This window comes from Azonexus sp. (assembly GCF_041909095.1).
In the GTDB taxonomy this organism is placed as follows: domain Bacteria; phylum Pseudomonadota; class Gammaproteobacteria; order Burkholderiales; family Rhodocyclaceae; genus Azonexus.
Map to the genome: position 1 here is coordinate 19,358 of NZ_JAYREB010000006.1, position 19,383 is coordinate 38,740.

Below are 19,383 nucleotides of genomic sequence, written 5' to 3' on the forward strand. Positions count from 1 at the left end.
CTTGTATCGCATGCCGGCAACAAAACCCGTCTTCTCGAGAGAACGAATTTTGTGCGTTGCCACAATAGTAACCGCTGAAACGCATCGCATCCAACGAAACGCCTTCATGCAAGACGTCGCCGCACCATTTCAAACAAGCAAACCGCCGCTGCCGCACCGACGTTGAGCGATTCGACCGCGCCCGGCATCGGAATGTGGATGCGCAGTCCGGCACGCTCGATCAGCGCCGGACTGACGCCCCGTCCTTCGGCGCCGAACACCCAGGCGAGCGGCCCGGCCCAGGACGCTGCATAGAGCGAAGTGGCCCGCTCGAGCGTGGTCGCCAGCGTCGTTCCCCGGTAAGCGGTCATGAAATCGGCGAGGTCCCGGTCTTCGTGGATGCTCAGGACAAAATGCGCGCCCTGCCCGGCACGCAGGACTTTCGGCGACCAGGCGGCGGCGCAGCCGGGCGCCAGCAGCACCTGGCCGACACCGGCGGCGGCGGCGCTGCGCAACAAGCTGCCGAGGTTGCCGGGGTCCTGGACGCCGTCGAGAAGAACGGCATCACCGTCGGGATCGGCGGCAGCCGCCGGCTGCGGGGTATCGACGACGGCCAGCAGGCCGCTCGGCGTATCGACGATGCCCAGTTCGCGCATCAAGGCGTCGCCGATCACCGTGCAATCGCGGCCAGCGAGCCAGTCGGCGACCTCGCCCCCGCCCAGCGCCGATTCGGCGACCACCAGTTCGCTCAGCGGCCCGCGCTGCGCCTCCCAGGCCTGCGCCAGATGCAGGCCGTCGAGCAGCGTCCGGCCGCGCTTCCTGCGCTCGCGGCCGGATTCGGCGAGCCGCTTGAGCTGCTTGTAGTAGGCGTTGTCGCGCGACTGGATCAGCTTCACAGCAGCGACAGCTGGCGGGCGACCGGGGCGAAGCTCCGGCGATGCACCGGCGACGCGCCATGCGCTTCGAGGGCGGCGAAATGCGCCGGCGTCGGATAGCCCATGTGACGGTCGAAACCATAGTGCGGATACTGCTCGTGCAGGACGAGCATGCCGGCGTCGCGGACGGTCTTGGCGAGGATCGACGCGGCGGCGATCGAGGCGATCTTGCCGTCGCCCTTGACCACGGCTTCGGCGGGAACCGGCAGGCGCGGGCAACGGTTGCCGTCGATCAGCGCCCGCTCCGGCGCCACACCGAGCCCGGCGACGGCGCGCTGCATGGCAAGCAGGCTGGCGTGCAGGATGTTGAGGCGGTCGATTTCCTCGACACTGGCCTCGGCTACCGCCCAGGCCAGCGCCTTCTCGCGGATTTCGATGGCCAGCGCCGCACGCCGCCGCTCGGAGAGCTTTTTCGAATCGTTGAGACCGACGATCGGCCGCGCCGGGTCAAGGATCACCGCCGCCGCGACGACCGGCCCGGCGAGCGGTCCGCGCCCGGCTTCGTCCACGCCGCAGACGAGACCGTCGGGTACGATCAGTTCAGGCATTCGATCACCGCCTGCGCCGCCTTCTCGGCGGTGTTCTGGCGCAACTGCAGGTGGAGGTCGGTAAACGCCGCCTCGATCGCCGTCGCCGCTTCCTCGTCTTCGTAAAGCTTGTTCAGCGCTTCGGCGAGATTTTCCGGAGTCGCCTCGTCCTGCAGGATTTCCGGCACCACGAAGCGGCCGCAAAGAACGTTGGGCAGGCCGACGTAAGGCAGGTAGGCCATGCGCTTCATCAGCCAGTAGGAAAACTTGGCGATCTTGTAGGTGATCACCATCGGCCGCTTGATCAGCGCCGCTTCCAGGGTCGCCGTACCGCTGGCGACGAGGGCGACGTCGGCGGCGCCGACGGCATCCTGGGCATGGCCGAAGAGCAGGCGGAAAGGAATGTCCGCCGCCTGGCCGCGATGGATGGCAGCTTCGAACTGCAAGCGGGTTTCGCGGGTGGCCAGCGGCACGACGAAGACGGCATCGGGCTGGTAGCGTTCGCGAATCAGCCGCGCCGTCTGCACGAAGGTGTCGGCCATGGCACCCAGTTCGCCCTGGCGGCTACCGGGCAGCAGCGCGAAGATCGGCAGGGCGCGCGGCAGCGCCAGCTTTTCACGGACTGCCTGGCGATTGGTTTCCAGCGGAATGCTGTCGGCCAACGGGTGACCGACGTAGCTGACGGGAATCCCCGCCTGCTGGTAGAGCGGCGGCTCCATCGGAAACAGCGCCAGTACCCGGCGCACGGCCCGGCCGATCTTCCTGATCCGCTTGCCCCGCCAGGCCCAGATCGACGGACTGACGTAATGGATGGTGGGAATGCCTGCTGACTTGAGGCCCGCTTCGAGGTCGAGGTTGAAATCCGGCGCGTCGATGCCGATGAAGATGTCCGGCCGCTGCTCGAGCAGACGCTTCTTCAGCTTGCGCCGGATGCCGGCGATTTCCCGGTAGTGCTTGAGCGCATCCCAGTAGCCCATGACCGACAGTTTGCCCATCGGCCACCAGCAGTCCATCCCCTGCCCCTGCATGCGCGGGCCGCCGATGCCGAAAAAGACGGCATCAGGCAAGCGGCTCTTCAGCGCGGCGATCAGATGGGCGCCCAGAAGGTCGCCGGAGGCCTCGCCGGCCACCAGTGCAATACGGAGCACGGCCGTCATGTCAGCGGATGATGCCCCGCCGGGACTGCGCGAAGAAGTCGACGAACAGTTGCAGCTCAGGGTTGGTCCTGGCCTCATCGACCAGCTTGGCCTTCGCTTCCTCGAGCAGCAAACCGGATTTGTAGATCGTCCGGTAGGCCCGCTTGAGCGCCATGATGGCGTCCGGTCCAAAACCACGCCGTTTCAGTCCTTCGACGTTGATGCCGTAGGGCTGGGCAGTGTTGCCGGCAGCCATCAGGTAGGGCGGAACGTCCTGCAGGATGACGGAACTGACTGCGGTCATGACGTGGGCGCCGATGTGGCAGAACTGATGCACCCCGGTGAAACCGCCGAGAATGGTCCAGTCACCGACAACGACATGACCGGCGAGCGAGGCGTTGTTGGCGAAGGTGCACTTGTTGCCGACCTGGCAGTCGTGCGCGATATGCACGTAGGCCATGATCCAGTTGTCGTCACCGATGCGGGTGACGCCGGCATCCTGGACGGTACCGACGTTGAAGGTGCAGCTCTCGCGGATCGTGTTGCGGTCGCCGATCTCGAGACGGGTCGGCTCGCCGGCGTATTTCTTGTCCTGCGGCACCTCGCCCAGCGAGCAGAACTGGAAGATGCGGTTGTCGCAACCGATGCGGGTGTGGCCGGTGATCACCACGTGCGGACCGACGACGCTGTTGTCGCCGATCTCGACATGCGGCCCGATGATCGAGTAGGCACCGATTTCGACATTGGCGCCGAGGCGCGCGCCCGGATCGACGATGGCGGTCGGATGAATCATGTCAGAGGTCCCGCTTGGCGCACATCAGCTTGGCCGAGGCAGCGAGCTGGCCGTCGACCCGGGCTTCGGCGACATACTTCCAGATGCCGCGCATCTGGCGCTCGATTTTGACGTGCAGATCGAGACGGTCGCCCGGCATCACCGGGCGCTTGAAACGGGCGTCGTCGATACCGGCAAAGTAGAACACGGTATCCGGCGACGGCTTTTCTTCCATGGTCTTGAACGACAGGATGCCGGCCGCCTGGGCCAGCGCTTCCATGATCAGCACGCCAGGCATCACCGGATGGTGTGGAAAGTGGCCGACGAAAAAGGGTTCGTTGATGGTGACGTTCTTGTAGGCGTGGATGGACTTACCCGGGACGAGATCGACGACACGATCGACCAGCAGAAAGGGATAGCGGTGCGGGAGGTGCTCGAGAATCTGGTGAATATCCATTTTTTCAATCCTTTATATTATTTTCTTTAAGTAATCTCTCAAGCTCGGAAACCCGCTCCGCCAGCTTCGACAGGCGCCGGATGTGCGCCGCGTTGCGTATCCAGTCGTCGTGGGTATCGAGCGGGAAGACGCCGGTATAGCGCCCCGCCTCCTTGATGCTTTTCATCACCAGCGTTCCTGCGGAAACCGTCGTTCCCGCCGCCAGCTCGAGGTGGCCGGAAATCATGCCGGCACCACCGACGACGCAGTGTTCGCCCAGAGTGGTACTGCCGGCAATCCCGACGCAACCGGCGAGCACGCTGTTGTCGCCGATCTGGCAGTTGTGGGCGATCTGCACCAGATTATCGATCTTGCAGCCGTCGCCGATCACCGTATCGTCTAGCGCACCACGATCGATCGTGGTGTTGGCGCCAATCTCGACGTCGTTGCCGATGCGCACGACACCGGTCTGCGGAATCTTGATCCAGCGCTTGCCCTCGGGGGCAAAGCCAAAGCCGTCAGCGCCGATCACCGTACCGGAATGGACGATGACCCGCTCGCCCAGCACGCAGCCGTGGTAGACGGTGACATTGGGGTAAAGCACGCTGCCGCTGCCGATACTGACCCCGTCGCCGATCACGCAACCGGCATGGACGATGACATCCTCGCCCAGGGTCACGCCGCGGCCGATGGTGGCCAGCGGCCCGATGGCGACGCTGGCCGGCACGGCGGAATCGACCACCGCACTGGCATGGACGCCGGAAAAGCCGGCCGCCAACGGATTGAGCAAGGAGGCAACGCGCGCGTAGTAGGCATAGGGGTTGCCAGTGACGATGCGCGGCCCGGCAAAATCTGCAGCCGCGTCAGGTCCCAGGATCACTGCGGCGGCACGACAGGAACGCAATTGCGCCCGGTATTTCGGGTTGGCCAGGAAGGCAATCTCGCCCTCACCCGCCGTCGCCAGCGTGGCGACGCGGAAAATGCGGATATCGCCCGCCCCAAGCAAGTCGCCGCCCAGTTGGGCGGCGATCTCGGCTAGCGTCAGCGAATGGGCTGCGGTATCCGGCATCACTTGCCGTCGGACAGCGCCTTGATGACGCGATCGGTGACATCGAGCCGCGGGCTGACCCAGACGACGTCCTGCAGGATCAGGTCGTACTTGTCGGTATCGGCAATCTGCTTGATCGCACGATTGGCCTTTTCGATGATTGCGGCGTTTTCCTCGTTCTGACGCAGGTTGAGGTCTTCGCGGAACTCGCGCTGGCGGCGCTGGAACTCACGCGACAGATCGCCCAGTTCCTTTTCCTTGGCGCGGCGCTCCGACTCTCCCATGGCCACGCCGTTCTTTTCCAGCGATTCCTGCAGGCCCTGCAACTGCTTGGCCATGCGCTGCAATTCCTGGTCACGCCGCGAGAATTCGCTTTCCAGCTTCTTGGCCGCCTTCTGGGCGGCCGGCGCCTCGCGGAAGATGCGCTGGGTATCGACATAACCCACCTTGAGTTCGGCGGCACCGAGCCCACCCACGCTCAAGAGGGACATCAGGGAGGCGACGGCAAAGGTTCTGGCTTTCAACATGAGACTCCTGGATCAAAAAGTGGTACCCAACTGGAACTGGAAGGTTTCCTTTTCATCGTCATCCTTCTTGTTCAGCGGCGTACCGACACTGAATTTCAACGGTCCGATCGGCGACACCCAGGACGCCGTCACCCCGGTGGAATAACGCAACTCGCCAAGGTCAAACTTGTCGCCCGAAGCGTACACCTGACCGGCATCAAAGAACAGACCAACCCGCGCACTTTTCTCGAAGCCCGGCAGGGACCAGAGCAACTCGGCATTGCCGACAATCTTGCGGTTGCCGCCAATCCGATCGTCACCATCGAGGGTTCCGGCAGATCCCAGCGTGCTGGTCTTGAAACCACGCACCGAGTTTACCCCGCCAGCGTAGTAATTCTTGAAGAACGGCAGTTCTTTGTTGCCGTAACCTCGGGCATAACCGAAGTCACCATTGAGCATCAGCGTGAAGCGCTTCGACAAGGGGAGGAAATGCTGGATCTGGTAATTGGCGCGGTAATAGGTCAGGTCACCACCGGGCAGACCGACTTCAAGGCTGGCACGCTGATAGGTGCCCTTGGTCGGAAAGAAGAAGCTGTTCTTCGTGTCCTTGGCCCAGTTCAGGGTCAGCGGGATCGAGATGTTGGTCTTGCCGAACTCGTTGACGTACTTCTTGTAGTAGTTCGGACTGCTGTCGAAGACATCAATGCTCGTCGTGTCCGCCGCAATACCGAAAGAGAAGGACTGATACTCGTCGATCGGGAAACCGAAGCGAATGCCGCCACCGCTGGACTTTGACTTGTAGTACGCGAGATCGGTGGAACTGGTGTCGGTCGTCCGGTGATAGACATCGAAGCCCTGGCTGACACCATCCGGCGTGAAATAGGGATTGGTGTAGGAAACCGAATAGGCGCGATTGGACTTCGAGGTATTGACCTGCAGACCGACGTTGTTGCCGCTACCCATGAAATTGTTCTGGGCAATCGAGCCGGAAAGGATCACCTTGTCGGCGCTGGACGTGCCGAGACCGAGCATCAGGTTGCCGGTCGGCTTTTCGGTGACGTTGACATTGACGTCGAGCTGGTCGGTCGTTCCCTGCACCGGCGGCGTCTCGACCGCGACTTCGGTGAAGAAACCGAGGCGATCGATGCGTTCCTTCGAGGCCTGGACCTTCTGCGCATCGTACCAAGCACTTTCCATCTGCCGGATTTCGCGGCGCACCACCTCGTCACGTGTCTTGGTGTTGCCGGTGACGTTGATGCGGCGCACATAGACCCGCTTGCCAGGATCGACGAAGACGGTGAAATCGACGAGGTGCTTCTCCCGGTTGATCTCGGGCGCCGCATTGACGTTGGCGAAGGCATAGCCTTCGGCACCCAGCCGATCGATGATTGCCTTCGTCGAGTCGTTGAGTCTTTCCCGCGAGAAGACATCACCGGGACGGACCAGAACCAGTTTGCGCAGTTCTGCCTCGGGAATCGTGAAATCGCCGGCCAGCTTGACCGAAGCAACCTTGTAGCGCTCGCCTTCGACAACGTTGAGGGTGATGTAGACGTCCTGCTTGTCGGGCGAGATCGAGACCTGAGTGGACTCGACGTTGAATTCCATGTAACCGCGATCAAGATAGAAGGAACGCAGCTTCTCGATATCGGCAGCGAGCTTCTGGCGCGAGTACTGGTCGTTCTTGGTGTACCAGGTCAGCCAGCCCGGCGTCGTCAGCTCGAACAGCGACTGCAGTTCCTTTTCCGGGAAAGCCTTGGCACCGACGATGTTGATCTGGCGAATCTTGGCGGCGTCGCCTTCGACGATGCCGAAATTGATGCCGACCCGATTGCGCTCGAGCGGCGTCACCGTCGTCGTGATCCGGGCAGCGTACTTGCCGCGGGTCAGATATTGCCGCTTCAGTTCCTGCTCCGCCTTGTCGAGCAGCGAACGGTCGAAGATGCGGCCGGTGGCGATGCCGACTTCCTTCAGCGCCTTGATGATGGCGTCCTTCTCGAATTCCTTCATGCCGACGAAATCGAGCGAGGCAATCGCCGGCCGCTCCTGCAGCACGACCACCATGACGTTGCCTTCGACGTCGATCCGCACATCCTTGAAGAAACCGGTGGCAAACAGCGACTTGATCGCCTGCGCCGCCTTTTCGTCGGTGAAGGTTTCGCCAACCTTGACCGGCAGATAACTGAAGACCGTCCCCGCCTCGGTACGCTGAATGCCCTCGACACGGATGTCCTTGACCACAAAGGGGGAAAAGGCCAGCGCGGGCATGGCAAACAAACCGGCAATCAAGGCTGGCAACAGGGATTTTTTCATCGTTAGCCGCCGAACAGGCGATTCAAGTCGTTAAAAAATGCGAAAGCCATCAAGCTGAACAAGATGGCGAGTCCGAACTGTTGTCCGATTGCCATTGCCCGCTCCGAGAGGGGCTTCCGCCTGACGACTTCGATCATATGATACATCAAATGCCCGCCATCCAGCACCGGGACGGGCAGCAGGTTGAGCACCCCCAGGCTGATGCTGATCAGCGCCATGAAGCGGACATAATAATCGATCCCGAGCTTCGCCGTCTGCCCGGCGTAATCGGCGATCGTCACCGGCCCCGAGAGGTTTTTCCAGGAAACCTCGCCAGTCAGCATTTTACCCAGCATGAGCAGACTGAAAACCGACTTGTCCCAGGTCTCGAAGATCGCCTTACGCCCGGCATCAATGAAGCTGTAGCGGACAAAGGTGCGCAGTTCGCGGCGGCTTTCCGCCGTTTCCGCGACTGCCACGCCGATGCGGCCGATCCGTTGACCGCCTTCGCTGGCCTCGTCGGGAACGACAGCAAGCTGCAAGCTGACGCCCTGCCGTTCGATGTCGAAACGCAGGCTGCGCCCGCCTGCGTCGCGGACGGCGAGCACCAGCGCCTGCCAGTTGGCGAGCGGACGACCGTCGATCGCCAGCACGCGGTCGCCCGCCTGCAGTCCGGCGCGAGCAGCGGGCCCGCCATCGACCAGACGGCCGATGACCGCCGGCAGGTCCGGACGATAGAAGCGCAAGCCGAGATGCACCAGCGGATCGCCCTCCCAGCCCTCTTCCCGTACGGCGTCGAGCACCAGAAGACGGGTGCGAGCGACCCCGTCGGCATCGACGACATCGAGTGCAACCTGGGAACGCGCGGCGGCCAGTTGCAGGAGTTGCCAGCGGAAGTCGTCCCAGGTGACGACCGTCTCGTCATCGATGCGCGCCACCTGATCACCAGCCCGAATGCCCGCCGCAGCGGCCGGGGTCGAGGCGGCCGGCGCACCGAGGACGGGCAGCAGTTCATTGGTGCCGTGCAGGAAGACGGCCCAGTACAGGGCGATGGCGAGCAGGAAATTGGCCAGCGGACCGGCGGCAACGATCAGGCTGCGCCGACCGACGCCTTGCCGGTTGAAGGCGCGCGGCAATTCTTCCACCGCCACCTCGCCTTCCCGCTCGTCGAGCATCTTGACGTAGCCGCCCAGCGGCAGGGCGCTGACCGCCCACTCGGTGGCATCGCGCCCGAGACGCCGCTGCCAGAGAACAGGGCCGAAACCGATCGAGAAACGCAAGACCTTGACGCCGCACCAGCGTGCGACGATGTAATGCCCGAATTCATGGACGACGATCAGGATGCCCAAGGCCAGCGCGAAGGCGGCCAGGGTTAGCGGCAGATCACTCATGCGAAACGCCCGTCGGCCACCATGGCGTCCGCCAGCTGGCGCGCCCGCGCATCGGCGGCGATGACATCGTCGAGGCTGCCCTCCGGACCAGCCGGCAAGGCGGCGAGAACGGCTTCGTTGAGGCGGGCGATGCCGAGGAAGGACAGGCGCCGCTCAAGGAAAGCGGCCACCGCCACCTCGTTCGCCGCGTTGAGGATGGCCGGCGCCGTCCCGCCTTCGTGCAGCGCATCGTAGGCGAGTTGCAGGCAACGGAAACGCTCGAAATCGGGGGCGAAGAAATCCAGCCGGCCGACCTTGAACAGGTCGAGTGGCGCGACGCCGGCGGCGATACGCTCTGGCCAGGCCATGGCACAGGCGATCGGCGTGCGCATGTCGGGATTGCCGAGCTGAGCCAGCGTCGAGCCATCGACGTACTGGACCGCGGAGTGGATCACGCTCTGCGGATGGACGACAACCTGGATCATCGCCGGCGGCGCATCGAACAGCCAGCGCGCTTCGATGACTTCCAGCCCCTTGTTCATCATGGTCGCCGAATCGACCGAAATCTTGCGCCCCATCACCCAGTTGGGATGGGCGCAGGCCTGTTCCGGCGTCACGGCACCAAGATCGGCCAGAGCCACGTTGCGGAACGGACCACCGGACGCGGTGAGCAGGATGCGCTCGACGCCGACCGCCGCCAGGCCGCGCGTGAAATCGACGGGCAGCGCCTGGAAAATCGCGTTGTGTTCGCTATCGACCGGCAGCAGGCTCGCTCCGTGTTCGCGGACGGCGTGCATGAAGAGTTCGCCAGCCATGACCAGCACTTCCTTGTTCGCCAGCATCACCCGCTTGCCGGCGCGAGCTGCCGCCAGCGTCGGCGCCAGGCCGGCGGCACCGACGATCGCCGCCATCACGGCGTCGACTTCCGGCAGGGAAGACAGCTCAATCAGGGCACCCACCCCGTGCCGGACTTCGGTGGGCAAGCCGGCATCGCGGCAACGGCCGGCGAGTTCGGCGGCCAGCGCCGCGTCGCGCATGACGGCGAAAAGCGGGCGGAATTCCCGACATTGCTCAAACAGGGCATCAACTTGGGTATGCGCACAAAGCGCAAAAGCCCGGTAGCGGCTGGGGTGGCGACGAATGACGTCGAGGGTGCTGGTGCCGATCGAACCGGTCGATCCGAGGACGGTGATGTTCTGGGTCATCCGCGGTAGATTACCAGCAACCAGACGAGCGCGATCAGCGGCAGCGTCGAAGTCAGGCTGTCGATGCGATCAAGCACGCCGCCATGCCCGGGCAGCACATTGCTGCTGTCCTTGATGCCGGCCTTGCGCTTGAGCAGGGATTCGAACAGATCACCAACAATGCTGACCGCGGTCACCGCCAGCAAGGCAAGCACCCAGAGCGGCAGGGCAACGCTGCCCTCCAGGAAATAATGGCCAAGCAACAGCCCATAGACGAGGACGCCAAGCACGGCACCCGCTGCGCCTTCCCAGGTCTTGCCCGGGCTGATCGTCGGCGCCAGCTTGCGCCGCCCGAAACGGCGACCGGCAAAATAGGCGGCGATATCGGCCACCCAGGCGACGGCAAACGCCGCCAACAACAAGAGCGGCGAGGCCGCACGTAACTGGACCATGGCCAGCCAGGTCGGCAACAGGACGATCGCACCGACCAGCAAACCGCCAAGCCCCTGCAGCGCCCACTTGCCGCGCAGCCAGAACGGAATCAGCAACAGCCAGAAAACCGCCGCAACACCATAGAGCAGGAAGACCCAGGGCTGCCCCGGCTGCAAGCCGGCGGCGCCAACGGCCGACGGATCGATCCAGGCGAGCGCCGTACAGGAAAAGGCGACAGCGGCGCCGAGCGCAATCCGGGCACGCCCCGACCAGCCCAGCAGCGCCCCCCATTCCCAGGCGCCAACGCCGATGAAGAGGGCAATCACGATGGCCCAGACAGCCTGCGGCAGAAGAAACATGCTGGGCAGCAGCAGGCTGACCAGCACCAGCGCCGTGATCACGCGCGTCTTAAGCATTGCCGGCGCCGTTCAACTGCTCGCTGGTCCGCCCGAAACGACGCTCGCGCTGCTGGTAGGAAGCAATCGCCTTGTCCAGTTCGGCGGCATCGAAATCCGGCCACAGGGTCGGCGTGAAATAGAACTCGGTGTAGGCCAGTTGCCAGAGCAGGAAATTGCTGATGCGTTCCTCGCCGCCGGTGCGGATGAACAGATCCGGCTCGGGCGCGAAATGCATCGCCAGGTGCGGCTCCAGATCGGCCTCAGCCCAGGCGCCGGCACGCGACGGGTCGGCAACGGCCAGGCGGTTGAGCGCCTGCATGATGTCCCAACGCCCGCCATAGTTGGCGGCGATCGTCAGATCGAGCGCAGTATTCGTCGCCGTTTTTGCTTCGGCCTCAACGACCAGGGACTGCAACAGGGGATCGAACCGGGACAACTCGCCGACGATGCGCAAGCGGACGTTGTTGCGGTTCATGCTATCAACTTCCTGCTGCAGCGCCTTGACGAACAACTGCATCAGCAGGCTGACTTCATCCTGGGGCCGGCGCCAGTTTTCCGAAGAAAAGGCAAATACCGTCAGATAGCGAATTCCCCTGCCCAGACAGTGACGAACCACTTCGCGCAGGGCTTCCACGCCCTTGACGTGGCCGGCGACGCGGGGCAGGAAACGCTTCTTGGCCCAGCGCCCGTTACCATCCATGATCACCGCGAGGTGCCTTGGCACGACGGTGCTTTGCGGCAGATCCCGCGTCGAACTGGAAAACAACGCCATCCCGGGCGGGTCTCAGACCTGCATCAGCTCGGCCTCTTTGGTGGCGAGCATCTTGTCGACTTCGGCGATGTATTTGTCAGTCAGCTTCTGGACATCATCCTGCGCCTTGCGCTCGGCGTCCTCGGGGATTTCCCCCTTTTTCAGCGCGTCCTTGAGATGGGTATTGGCATCGCGACGCAGGTTGCGGATCGCCACCTTGGCGCCCTCGCCTTCGTGCTTGACGACCTTGATCATTTCCTTGCGCCGCTCTTCGGTCAGCGCCGGCATCGGCACGCGGATCAGCTCGCCCTGCGAGGCCGGATTGAGGCCGAGGTCGGAATCGCGAATCGCCTTCTCGACCTTCTGCAGCATGTTCTTTTCCCAGGGCTGGACGCCGAGGGTACGGGCATCGACCAGGGTGATGTTGGCGACCTGATTCACCGGCACCGGCGAACCGTAGTAATCAACCATGACGTGGTCGAGCAGGCCGGTGTGGGCACGGCCGGTGCGAATCTTGAGCAGGTCGTTCTTGAGCGCCTCAAGCGACTTCTGCATCTTCGACTCGGCGGTTTTCTTGAGTTCGGCAATCATCTCTCTATCCCTCAGCAGTAGACCAGCGTCCCCTCATTTTCACCGCAGACCACGCGCTTGAGTGCGCCAGTCTTGAAAATGGAGAAGACGTTGATCGGCAGTTTCTGGTCGCGGCACAGAGCGAAAGCCGTGGCATCCATGACCGCAAGATTTTGCGAGATCGCATCGTTGAAGCTGATCTTGTCGTAGCGCGTCGCCGAAGCATCCTTTTTCGGATCGGCGGTGTAGATGCCGTCGACCTTGGTCGCCTTGAGGACGATCTCGGCGCCGATTTCCGACCCGCGCAGCGCGGCAGCGGTATCGGTGGTAAAGAAGGGGTTGCCGGTACCGGCACCAAAAATCACGACCTTACCTTCTTCGAGATAGCGGATGGCCTTGCCACGGATGTAAGGCTCAACCACCTGCTCGATATTCAGGGCCGACTGCACGCGGGCGTTCAGGCCACATTGACGCATCGCGTCGGACAGCGCCATGGCGTTCATCACCGTGGCCAGCATGCCCATGTAATCCGCGGTGGCCCTATCCATCCCGGTGGCCGTACCGGCCATGCCGCGGAAGATGTTGCCACCGCCGATCACGACGCCGATTTCCACACCCAGGTCAGCGACCGCCTTGATCTCGCCGCAGATTTCGCCGATCACCTTCGGATTGATACCGTAGGCGTCGCTGCCCATCAGGGCCTCGCCGGAGAGCTTGAGGAGGATGCGCTTGTATTTGGGTGTGGTCATCGACTTTTCCTTACGGAAGATTACTTCTTGGCAGCCGCGGCAGCGGCCTGGGCAGCGACTTCGGCAGCGAAATCGTCAACCTTCTTCTCGATGCCCTCGCCGACCATGAACAGCGTGAAGCTGGCGACCGAAGCGCCCTTCTGCTTCAGCAGTTGTTCGATCGTCTGCTTGCCGTCTTCGGCCTTGACGAAGACCTGGCCGAGCAGGGTCACGTCCTTCAGGTACTTCTGGACCGTACCTTCGGCGATCTTCTCGAGCATCGCTTCCGGCTTCCCGGCTTCGCGCGCCTTCTCGATGGCAACGCGGCGCTCGGTTTCCAGCAGTTCGGCGGAAACGCCCGAGGCGTCGAGCGACTTCGGCTTGGACGCGGCGATGTGCATCGCGATGTCCTTGCCGAGTTGCTCGTCGCCGCCAACCAGATCGACCAGCACGCCAACCTTGGCACCACCGTGGATGTAGGAAACCAGCTTGCCTTGCGCGGCGCAGCGGACGAAACGGCGGATCGTCATGTTCTCGCCGATCTTGCCGACCAGCGCAGCGCGGGTCGATTCGACGCTACCCTCGCCCATCGGCAGCGCCGACAGGGCGGCGACATCGGCCGGGTTCTGCTCGGCGACCAGCACGGCGCAGCCATTGGCGAGCGCGATGAAGTCGTCGTTCTTGGCGACGAAGTCGGTTTCCGAATTGACTTCGACGATGGCGCCGGTCTTGCCGTCAGCGGCGATGCTGACCGCGACGATGCCTTCCGCGGCGATGCGGGCCGCCGCCTTGGAGGCCTTGTTGCCCAGCTTGACGCGGAGGATTTCTTCAGCCTTGACCATGTCGCCGTCGGCTTCGGTCAGCGCCTTCTTGCATTCCATCATCGGGGCGTCGGTCTTGCCGCGCAGTTCCGCGACCATGCTTGCGGTAATTGCCGCCATACTTGTTTCTCCTGAGCTTATGAGACAGGCGGAGCCTGAGGCTCCGCCGTTACACCGATATTTATTCGGCAGCTTCTTCGACTTCGACGAATTCGTCGTCGCCGCCGGCAACCACTTCCTGGATCGCCAGGCTGCGACCTTCGAGGATCGCGTCGGCAACGCCACGGGCGTAGAGCTGGATGGCGCGGGAAGAGTCGTCGTTACCCGGGATGACGTAGGAGACGCCTTCCGGGGAGTGATTGGTATCGACCACGCCGATGACCGGGATGCCGAGCTTTTCGGCTTCGGTGATGGCGATCTTGTGGTAGCCGACGTCGATGACGAAGATGGCATCCGGCAGGCCGCCCATCTCCTTGATGCCACCGATCGACTTCTGCAGCTTTTCCAGTTCGCGACGGAAGGTCAGCGCTTCCTTCTTCGACATCTTTTCCAGGTCGCCGGCTTCGACGGCCAGTTCCATGTCCTTCAGGCGCTTGATCGAGGTCTTGACCGTCTTGAAGTTGGTCAGCATGCCGCCCAGCCAGCGCTGATCAACGCACGGGGCGCCGGCGCGCGCCGCTTCTTCGGCGATGATTTCGCGGGCCTGACGCTTGGTACCGACAAACAGGATGTTGCCGCGGTTGGCCGACAGCTTCTTCACGAAAGCCATGGCTTCGTTGTACTTGGCCAGGGTCTTTTCGAGGTTGACGATATGAATCTTGTTGCGGGCGCCGAAGATGTACGGAGCCATCTTGGGGCACCAGAAACGGGTCTGGTGGCCGAAGTGGACACCGGCTTCCAGCATTTCACGCATGGTAACGGACATTGCAAAACTCCTTTAAGGGTTGAACCGCCACCCGCCGCAAACGCCCGTCATTATTCGAATTTGACGAACACCCTTAATCGGCGGATGTGAGGATTTGACGACGCACACCGTGCGCGCCGCCGTTTTCTCCGGGCCACAGACCCGGAAAAACCGCAGGATTATAGCAGCGAATTCGCCTAACCAAAAGCCGGTCACGCCACCATTGTCATCTGGCAGCGATCTGCGCCAGCATCCGTTGCAGATAGGGTTGCCAGTCCGGCAGATGCAGATCGAAATCGCCTGCCAGCCGGCTGCAGTCGAGACGGGAGTTGGCCGGGCGCCGCACCGGCGTCGGGTATTCGGCGCTGCTGATGGCGCGGATGGCATCCGCAGCGCAACGCAGACCACCGGCACGACCGCCCGCCAGCTCGACGATGCGCCGCGCAAACCCGCACCAGCTCAGCGGATTCGCCGCCGCCAGGTGATAGAGGCGAGTCTCGCCGTCGCCCAGACGGCGGCCGAGATCCAGGCGCAGCAGGGCCGCTGCCGTGACATCGGCAATCAGCGCCGCCGGCGTCGGCGAACCGATCTGGTCGTCGACCACCGACAAGCTGTCGCGCTCGCGCGCCAGGCGCAGGATGGTGCGGACGAAATTGCCGCCATGCTCGCCGAAGACCCAACTCGTGCGAAAAACCAATGAACGGGCGCCGCTGGCGCGAATTCCTTCCTCACCGGCCAGCTTGCTGCGCCCGTAAACGCTCTGCGGGGCCACGGCATCGGTTTCGACATACGGAGCGGACTTTTTGCCGTCATATACGTAATCGGTCGAATAGTGAATCAGCAGGGCGCCGCTTGCCACAGCACATTCGGCGAGGACGCGCGGCGCCTCGGCATTGATCGCGTGCGCCGTGGTGGCGTCAGCTTCGGCCTTGTCCACCGCCGTGTAGGCCGCGGCATTGACGATCACCGCCGGCCGGGTGGCGGCGACCAATGCCCGCAACGCCGCCGCATCGCCGAGATCGCAGTCGCCGCGCCCGCAGGCGATCAGCGGCGCCAGTGGCGCCAGTGCGCGTTGCAGTTCCCAACCCAACTGACCATCCTTGCCCAGCAACAAGATGCTCATCCGCCACTCCCTCCATCGACAGCGGGAAGTATGCCATTGCCAGTGCGCCAGCTTTGCGAAACAGGGACCATCATTTATCCTTCCGCCTTTACCCCAGCTCCCAGAAAAGCCATGAGCATCACCCTGAAGACGCCCGAGGAAATCGAAAAAATGCGCGTCGCCGGCCGACTGGCCGCAGAAGTCCTCGACTACATCGACGCTTTCGTCAAGCCTGGCGTCACCACCGAGGAGCTCGACCGCCTCTGCCACGACTACATGGTCAATGTCCAGGGCTGCATTCCGGCGCCGCTCAATTACGCGCCGGCCGGCTACGACCCTTACCCGAAGTCGATTTGCACCTCGATCAACCAGCAGGTCTGCCACGGCGTGCCCAGCGACCGCGTGCTGAAGAATGGCGATATCGTCAATCTCGACATCACGACGATCAAGGACGGCTACCACGGCGACACCAGCCGCATGTTCATCGTCGGCGACGGCTCGATCCAAGCCAGACGCCTGTGCGAAATCACCTTTGAATGCATGTGGCTGGGCATTTCGGTGGTCCGCCCCGGCGCCCGCCTCGGCGACATCGGCGCAATCATCCAGAAACACGCCGAAAAAAACGGTTATTCGGTGGTCCGCGAGTTCTGCGGCCACGGCATCGGCAGCAAGTTCCACGAAGACCCGCAGGTGGTGCACTACGGCAAGGCCGGTACCGGCATCGTTCTGGAGCCCGGCATGACCTTCACCATCGAACCGATGATCAACGCCGGCAAGGCGGCGATCCGCGAGATGCCCGACGGCTGGACCATCGTCACCAAGGATCGCAGCCTGTCGGCACAATGGGAACACACCCTGCTGGTCACCGACAGCGGCTACGAAATCCTCACCCTGTCGGCCGGCTGCCGGCCGAAACCCGACTGGATCGCCTGATGAGCCTCGACATCGCGGCGCTGCGCACCGAGGTCAGGGCTCGCCAGGCCGCACTGCAAGCCGCCTATGAATCCGACAACGATGCCGAGGCACTGCTCAGGCAGCGTTGCGCCGATGTCGACGAGATTCTGCGCCGCCTCTGGGACAGCTTCGCCTTCCCCGGCTCGATCGCTCTCGCCGCCGTCGGTGGCTATGGCCGGGGCGAACTTTACCCGGCGTCCGACATCGACCTGCTGATCCTGCTGCCGCAGGCGCCGAGCGCGAGCACGGCGGAAAAACTGGAGCGCCTGGTCGGCAGTTTCTGGGACATCGGCCTGGAAATCGGCCACAGCGTACGCACCATTCCGGAATGCCTGAACGAGGCGGCACGCGACATCACCGTCCAGACCGCGCTGCTCGAAGCTCGCCTGCTGACCGGCAACGACAAGCTGTTCACCACCTTCCGCAAGCGCCTGTTCGGCAACCTCGACCCGCTCGGCTTTTTCGAAGCCAAGCGGCTCGAACAGCAGGACCGCTACCTGCGGCATAACGAAACGCCGTACAGCCTGGAGCCCAATCTCAAGGAATCGCCGGGCGGGCTGCGCGACCTGCAGGTGATCTTCTGGATCGCCAAGGCCGCCGGTTTCGGCAACACCTGGGACGAACTGGGCAAGGGCGGCGTCATGTCGCAGGAAGGCGTCGCCTTCGGCAAACAGTTCGAGGACCTCCTGCGCCACCTGCGCATCCGCCTGCACTTCATCGCCCGCCGCCGCGAGGACCGCCTGCTGTTCGACTACCAGTCCACGCTCGCCGCCCGTTACGGTTATCAGGACAGCGAGTCGAAGCGCGCCTCGGAACAGCTGATGCAGGCCTACTACCGCAACGCCAAGGGACTGATGCTGCTCAACACCATCGTCCTGCAGAACATGGGCGCGGCGCTCGCCCCGGAAAACCTGCAGCGTCCGCAAGCTTACGACGCCAATTTCCAGATCGTCGGCAACCTGCTCGACGTTTGTGATGACAAGCTGTTCGAGCGCCAGCCCGGCCTGATCTTCGACGCCTTCCGCATCATGCAGGAGAACTCCGAACTGCAGGGCATGACGGCCCCGACCCTGCGCGCCCTGTGGCTGGCGCGCGAGCGGATCGACGACGGCTTCCGCGCCGACCCGGCCAACCGCGCCATGTTCCTCGCTCTGCTGCAGGCCGAGCGCGGCGTCATCCACGAATTCCGGCGCATGAACCAGCTCGACATCCTCGGTGCCTACCTGCCGAATTTCGGGCGCATCGTCGGCCAGATGCAGCACGACCTGTTCCACGTCTATACCGTCGACCAGCACATCCTGCAGGTCTTGCGCAACCTGCGCCGGTTCACGATGAGCGAGTTCGCCCACGAATACCCGCTCTGTTCGCGCACCATCAACGAATTCGAACAACCCTGGCTGCTCTACATCGCCGCGCTCTTCCACGATATCGCCAAGGGACGCGGCGGCGACCATTCGGAGAAAGGCACCGTCGATGCGCGCGAATTCTGCGACAACCACGGCCTGACGGAAAGCGAGACCGAACTGGTGGTCTGGCTGGTCCGCCATCATCTGGTCATGTCGCAGATCGCCCAGAAGGAAGACCTCAGCGACCCCGAGGTGATCGGCCGCTTTGCCGCGCTGGTCGGCGATGTACGCCACCTGCAGGCGCTCTACCTGCTGACCCACGCCGATATCCGCGGCACCAGCCCGAAGGTCTGGAACCAGTGGAAAGGCAAGCTGCTCGCCGACCTCTACCAATTGACGCTGCACTACCTGGCGCAGGACGAAACCCCGGTCAGCCATGGCATCATCGCTGACCGCCAGGCCGAAGCGATGCGCCTGCTGCGTTTCTTCGCCCTCTCCGACACCGTCCATGAGCGCCTCTGGAAGCAGCTCGACACTGTCTATTTCCTGCGCCACTCGGCCGAGGAAATCGCCTGGCACACGCGCTCGCTGCATTACCGCATCCACAACAACCGGCCGGTCGTCCGCGCCCGCCTCTGGCAGGACGGCGTCGGCCTGCAGGTGATGGTGTACACCCGCGACCAGCGCGACCTGTTCGCCCGCCTGGTTGGCTTCTTCGCCCGCGCCGGGTACAGCATCGTCGACGCCAAGATCCACACCACCGAGCACGGCTACGCGCTCGACAGCTTCATCCTGCTCGACGTCGAGCGGCGCGACCACAACCGGGAAATGCTCAACTACATCGAGCACGAACTGGAAGACCGCCTGACCCGCGAACTGCCGCCGGAAATCCCCTCGGCCGGCCGCCTCTCGCGCCAGGTCCGGCACTTCCCGATCAAGCCGGAAGTCAGCATCAGCGGCGACGAGAAGGGCAAGCACTTCATCCTCTCGCTGACCGCTGCCGACCGCCCCGGTCTGCTATACACGGTCGCCAGCACGCTCGCCGAACACGGCGCCAACCTGCACACGGCAAAGATCGTCACCCTCGGCGAGCGCGCCGAGGACGTCTTCCTGATCAGCGGCGGCGATCTCTCCGACACCAAGCGCCGCATCCGGCTCGAAACCGAACTGATGGAACGCCTGAAGGTGTGAGCCC

Annotated in this window: 19 protein-coding genes; 2 read left to right on the forward strand and 17 right to left on the reverse strand. The window is 63.5% G+C overall.

The annotated features are described in order from the left end of the window. Window positions 1-104: 104 nt before the first annotated feature. The 17 genes from ACE3OV_RS12255 to rfbD all read right to left on the reverse strand — a co-directional run bounded on the left by ACE3OV_RS12255 (window position 105) and on the right by rfbD (window position 15,909). Complete coding sequence (locus ACE3OV_RS12255; RefSeq protein WP_374327468.1) at window positions 105-875, reverse strand: TrmH family RNA methyltransferase; 771 nt, start codon at window positions 873-875, stop codon at window positions 105-107. Beyond that, window positions 872-1,462 carry a ribonuclease HII gene (rnhB, locus tag ACE3OV_RS12260; RefSeq protein WP_374327469.1) on the reverse strand — a complete coding sequence of 197 codons (591 nt, stop codon included), beginning with the start codon at window positions 1,460-1,462 and terminating at the stop codon, window positions 872-874. The genes ACE3OV_RS12255 and rnhB overlap by 4 nt, the downstream gene beginning before the upstream one ends. Beyond that, window positions 1,450-2,598, reverse strand: coding sequence for a lipid-A-disaccharide synthase (lpxB, locus tag ACE3OV_RS12265; protein WP_374327470.1), 1,149 nt, complete (start codon window positions 2,596-2,598; stop codon window positions 1,450-1,452). The genes rnhB and lpxB overlap by 13 nt, the downstream gene beginning before the upstream one ends. Window position 2,599: 1 nt before the next feature. Then, window positions 2,600-3,370: an acyl-ACP--UDP-N-acetylglucosamine O-acyltransferase gene (gene lpxA / locus ACE3OV_RS12270; RefSeq protein WP_374327471.1), complete on the reverse strand. Its 771-nt coding sequence runs from the start codon at window positions 3,368-3,370 to the stop codon at window positions 2,600-2,602. 1 nt (window position 3,371) lies between these two features. Beyond that, window positions 3,372-3,806, reverse strand: a complete 435-nt coding sequence (fabZ, locus tag ACE3OV_RS12275) for a 3-hydroxyacyl-ACP dehydratase FabZ (protein WP_374327472.1) — start codon at window positions 3,804-3,806, stop codon at window positions 3,372-3,374. A 4-nt stretch (window positions 3,807-3,810) separates the two neighbouring features. Beyond that, window positions 3,811-4,854 carry a UDP-3-O-(3-hydroxymyristoyl)glucosamine N-acyltransferase gene (lpxD, locus tag ACE3OV_RS12280; RefSeq protein WP_374327474.1) on the reverse strand — a complete coding sequence of 348 codons (1,044 nt, stop codon included), beginning with the start codon at window positions 4,852-4,854 and terminating at the stop codon, window positions 3,811-3,813. Then, a complete protein-coding gene (locus tag ACE3OV_RS12285; protein ID WP_374327476.1) occupies window positions 4,854-5,360 on the reverse strand; it encodes an OmpH family outer membrane protein in 507 nt (168 codons plus the stop codon). Before ACE3OV_RS12285 ends, lpxD begins: the two co-directional genes overlap by 1 nt. Window positions 5,361-5,372: 12 nt before the next feature. Continuing rightward, window positions 5,373-7,649, reverse strand: coding sequence for an outer membrane protein assembly factor BamA (gene bamA / locus ACE3OV_RS12290; protein WP_374327478.1), 2,277 nt, complete (start codon window positions 7,647-7,649; stop codon window positions 5,373-5,375). Between the two features lie 2 nt (window positions 7,650-7,651). Next, entirely contained in the window at window positions 7,652-9,019 is a 1,368-nt protein-coding gene (rseP, locus tag ACE3OV_RS12295) for an RIP metalloprotease RseP (RefSeq protein ID WP_374327480.1), read from the reverse strand. After that, window positions 9,016-10,203: a 1-deoxy-D-xylulose-5-phosphate reductoisomerase gene (gene ispC / locus ACE3OV_RS12300; RefSeq protein WP_374327481.1), complete on the reverse strand. Its 1,188-nt coding sequence runs from the start codon at window positions 10,201-10,203 to the stop codon at window positions 9,016-9,018. The genes rseP and ispC overlap by 4 nt, the downstream gene beginning before the upstream one ends. Next, entirely contained in the window at window positions 10,200-11,030 is an 831-nt protein-coding gene (locus ACE3OV_RS12305; protein ID WP_374327482.1) for a phosphatidate cytidylyltransferase, read from the reverse strand. The genes ispC and ACE3OV_RS12305 overlap by 4 nt, the downstream gene beginning before the upstream one ends. Next, window positions 11,023-11,784, reverse strand: coding sequence for a polyprenyl diphosphate synthase (gene uppS, locus ACE3OV_RS12310; RefSeq protein ID WP_374327483.1), 762 nt, complete (start codon window positions 11,782-11,784; stop codon window positions 11,023-11,025). Before uppS ends, ACE3OV_RS12305 begins: the two co-directional genes overlap by 8 nt. Window positions 11,785-11,796: 12 nt before the next feature. Continuing rightward, window positions 11,797-12,354 (reverse strand): ribosome recycling factor, encoded by a 558-nt coding sequence (gene frr, locus ACE3OV_RS12315; RefSeq protein WP_374327485.1) that lies wholly within the window; start codon window positions 12,352-12,354, stop codon window positions 11,797-11,799. Between the two features lie 11 nt (window positions 12,355-12,365). Beyond that, the gene (gene pyrH / locus ACE3OV_RS12320; protein WP_374327486.1) at window positions 12,366-13,082 is read right to left on the reverse strand and encodes a UMP kinase; all 717 of its coding nucleotides are present in this window, start codon (window positions 13,080-13,082) and stop codon (window positions 12,366-12,368) included. Window positions 13,083-13,102: 20 nt separating this feature from the next. Beyond that, on the reverse strand, window positions 13,103-14,002 hold the full coding sequence (gene tsf, locus ACE3OV_RS12325; protein ID WP_374327487.1) for a translation elongation factor Ts: 900 nt from the start codon (window positions 14,000-14,002) through the stop codon (window positions 13,103-13,105). Between the two features lie 61 nt (window positions 14,003-14,063). Beyond that, window positions 14,064-14,807, reverse strand: a complete 744-nt coding sequence (rpsB, locus tag ACE3OV_RS12330) for a 30S ribosomal protein S2 (RefSeq protein WP_374327488.1) — start codon at window positions 14,805-14,807, stop codon at window positions 14,064-14,066. A gap of 205 nt (window positions 14,808-15,012) precedes the next feature. Then, window positions 15,013-15,909, reverse strand: a complete 897-nt coding sequence (gene rfbD, locus ACE3OV_RS12335; RefSeq protein WP_374327489.1) for a dTDP-4-dehydrorhamnose reductase — start codon at window positions 15,907-15,909, stop codon at window positions 15,013-15,015. A gap of 111 nt (window positions 15,910-16,020) precedes the next feature. Here rfbD and map point away from each other — a divergent pair, with 111 nt between their 5' ends. Both map and ACE3OV_RS12345 read left to right on the forward strand, forming a co-directional pair. Continuing rightward, the gene (map, locus tag ACE3OV_RS12340; protein WP_374327490.1) at window positions 16,021-16,821 is read left to right on the forward strand and encodes a type I methionyl aminopeptidase; all 801 of its coding nucleotides are present in this window, start codon (window positions 16,021-16,023) and stop codon (window positions 16,819-16,821) included. Beyond that, a complete protein-coding gene (locus ACE3OV_RS12345; protein ID WP_374327492.1) occupies window positions 16,821-19,379 on the forward strand; it encodes a [protein-PII] uridylyltransferase in 2,559 nt (852 codons plus the stop codon). Before map ends, ACE3OV_RS12345 begins: the two co-directional genes overlap by 1 nt. The last annotated feature ends 4 nt before the right edge of the window (window positions 19,380-19,383 follow it).

Bases quoted from the DNA above. Each gene is read 5' to 3' on its own strand.
- rnhB (WP_374327469.1), bottom strand. From the start codon at position 1,462: ATGCCTGAACTGATCGTACCCGACGGTCTCGTCTGCGGCGTGGACGAA.
- lpxB (WP_374327470.1), bottom strand. From the start codon at position 2,598: ATGACGGCCGTGCTCCGTATTGCACTGGTGGCCGGCGAGGCCTCCGGC.
- lpxA (WP_374327471.1), bottom strand. From the start codon at position 3,370: ATGATTCATCCGACCGCCATCGTCGATCCGGGCGCGCGCCTCGGCGCC.
- fabZ (WP_374327472.1), bottom strand. From the start codon at position 3,806: ATGGATATTCACCAGATTCTCGAGCACCTCCCGCACCGCTATCCCTTT.
- lpxD (WP_374327474.1), bottom strand. From the start codon at position 4,854: ATGCCGGATACCGCAGCCCATTCGCTGACGCTAGCCGAGATCGCCGCC.
- ACE3OV_RS12285 (WP_374327476.1), bottom strand. From the start codon at position 5,360: ATGTTGAAAGCCAGAACCTTTGCCGTCGCCTCCCTGATGTCCCTCTTG.
- bamA (WP_374327478.1), bottom strand. From the start codon at position 7,649: ATGAAAAAATCCCTGTTGCCAGCCTTGATTGCCGGTTTGTTTGCCATG.
- rseP (WP_374327480.1), bottom strand. From the start codon at position 9,019: ATGAGTGATCTGCCGCTAACCCTGGCCGCCTTCGCGCTGGCCTTGGGC.
- ispC (WP_374327481.1), bottom strand. From the start codon at position 10,203: ATGACCCAGAACATCACCGTCCTCGGATCGACCGGTTCGATCGGCACC.
- ACE3OV_RS12305 (WP_374327482.1), bottom strand. From the start codon at position 11,030: ATGCTTAAGACGCGCGTGATCACGGCGCTGGTGCTGGTCAGCCTGCTG.
- uppS (WP_374327483.1), bottom strand. From the start codon at position 11,784: ATGGCGTTGTTTTCCAGTTCGACGCGGGATCTGCCGCAAAGCACCGTC.
- frr (WP_374327485.1), bottom strand. From the start codon at position 12,354: ATGATTGCCGAACTCAAGAAAACCGCCGAGTCGAAGATGCAGAAGTCG.
- pyrH (WP_374327486.1), bottom strand. From the start codon at position 13,082: ATGACCACACCCAAATACAAGCGCATCCTCCTCAAGCTCTCCGGCGAG.
- tsf (WP_374327487.1), bottom strand. From the start codon at position 14,002: ATGGCGGCAATTACCGCAAGCATGGTCGCGGAACTGCGCGGCAAGACC.
- rpsB (WP_374327488.1), bottom strand. From the start codon at position 14,807: ATGTCCGTTACCATGCGTGAAATGCTGGAAGCCGGTGTCCACTTCGGC.
- rfbD (WP_374327489.1), bottom strand. From the start codon at position 15,909: ATGAGCATCTTGTTGCTGGGCAAGGATGGTCAGTTGGGTTGGGAACTG.
- map (WP_374327490.1), top strand. From the start codon at position 16,021: ATGAGCATCACCCTGAAGACGCCCGAGGAAATCGAAAAAATGCGCGTC.
- ACE3OV_RS12345 (WP_374327492.1), top strand. From the start codon at position 16,821: ATGAGCCTCGACATCGCGGCGCTGCGCACCGAGGTCAGGGCTCGCCAG.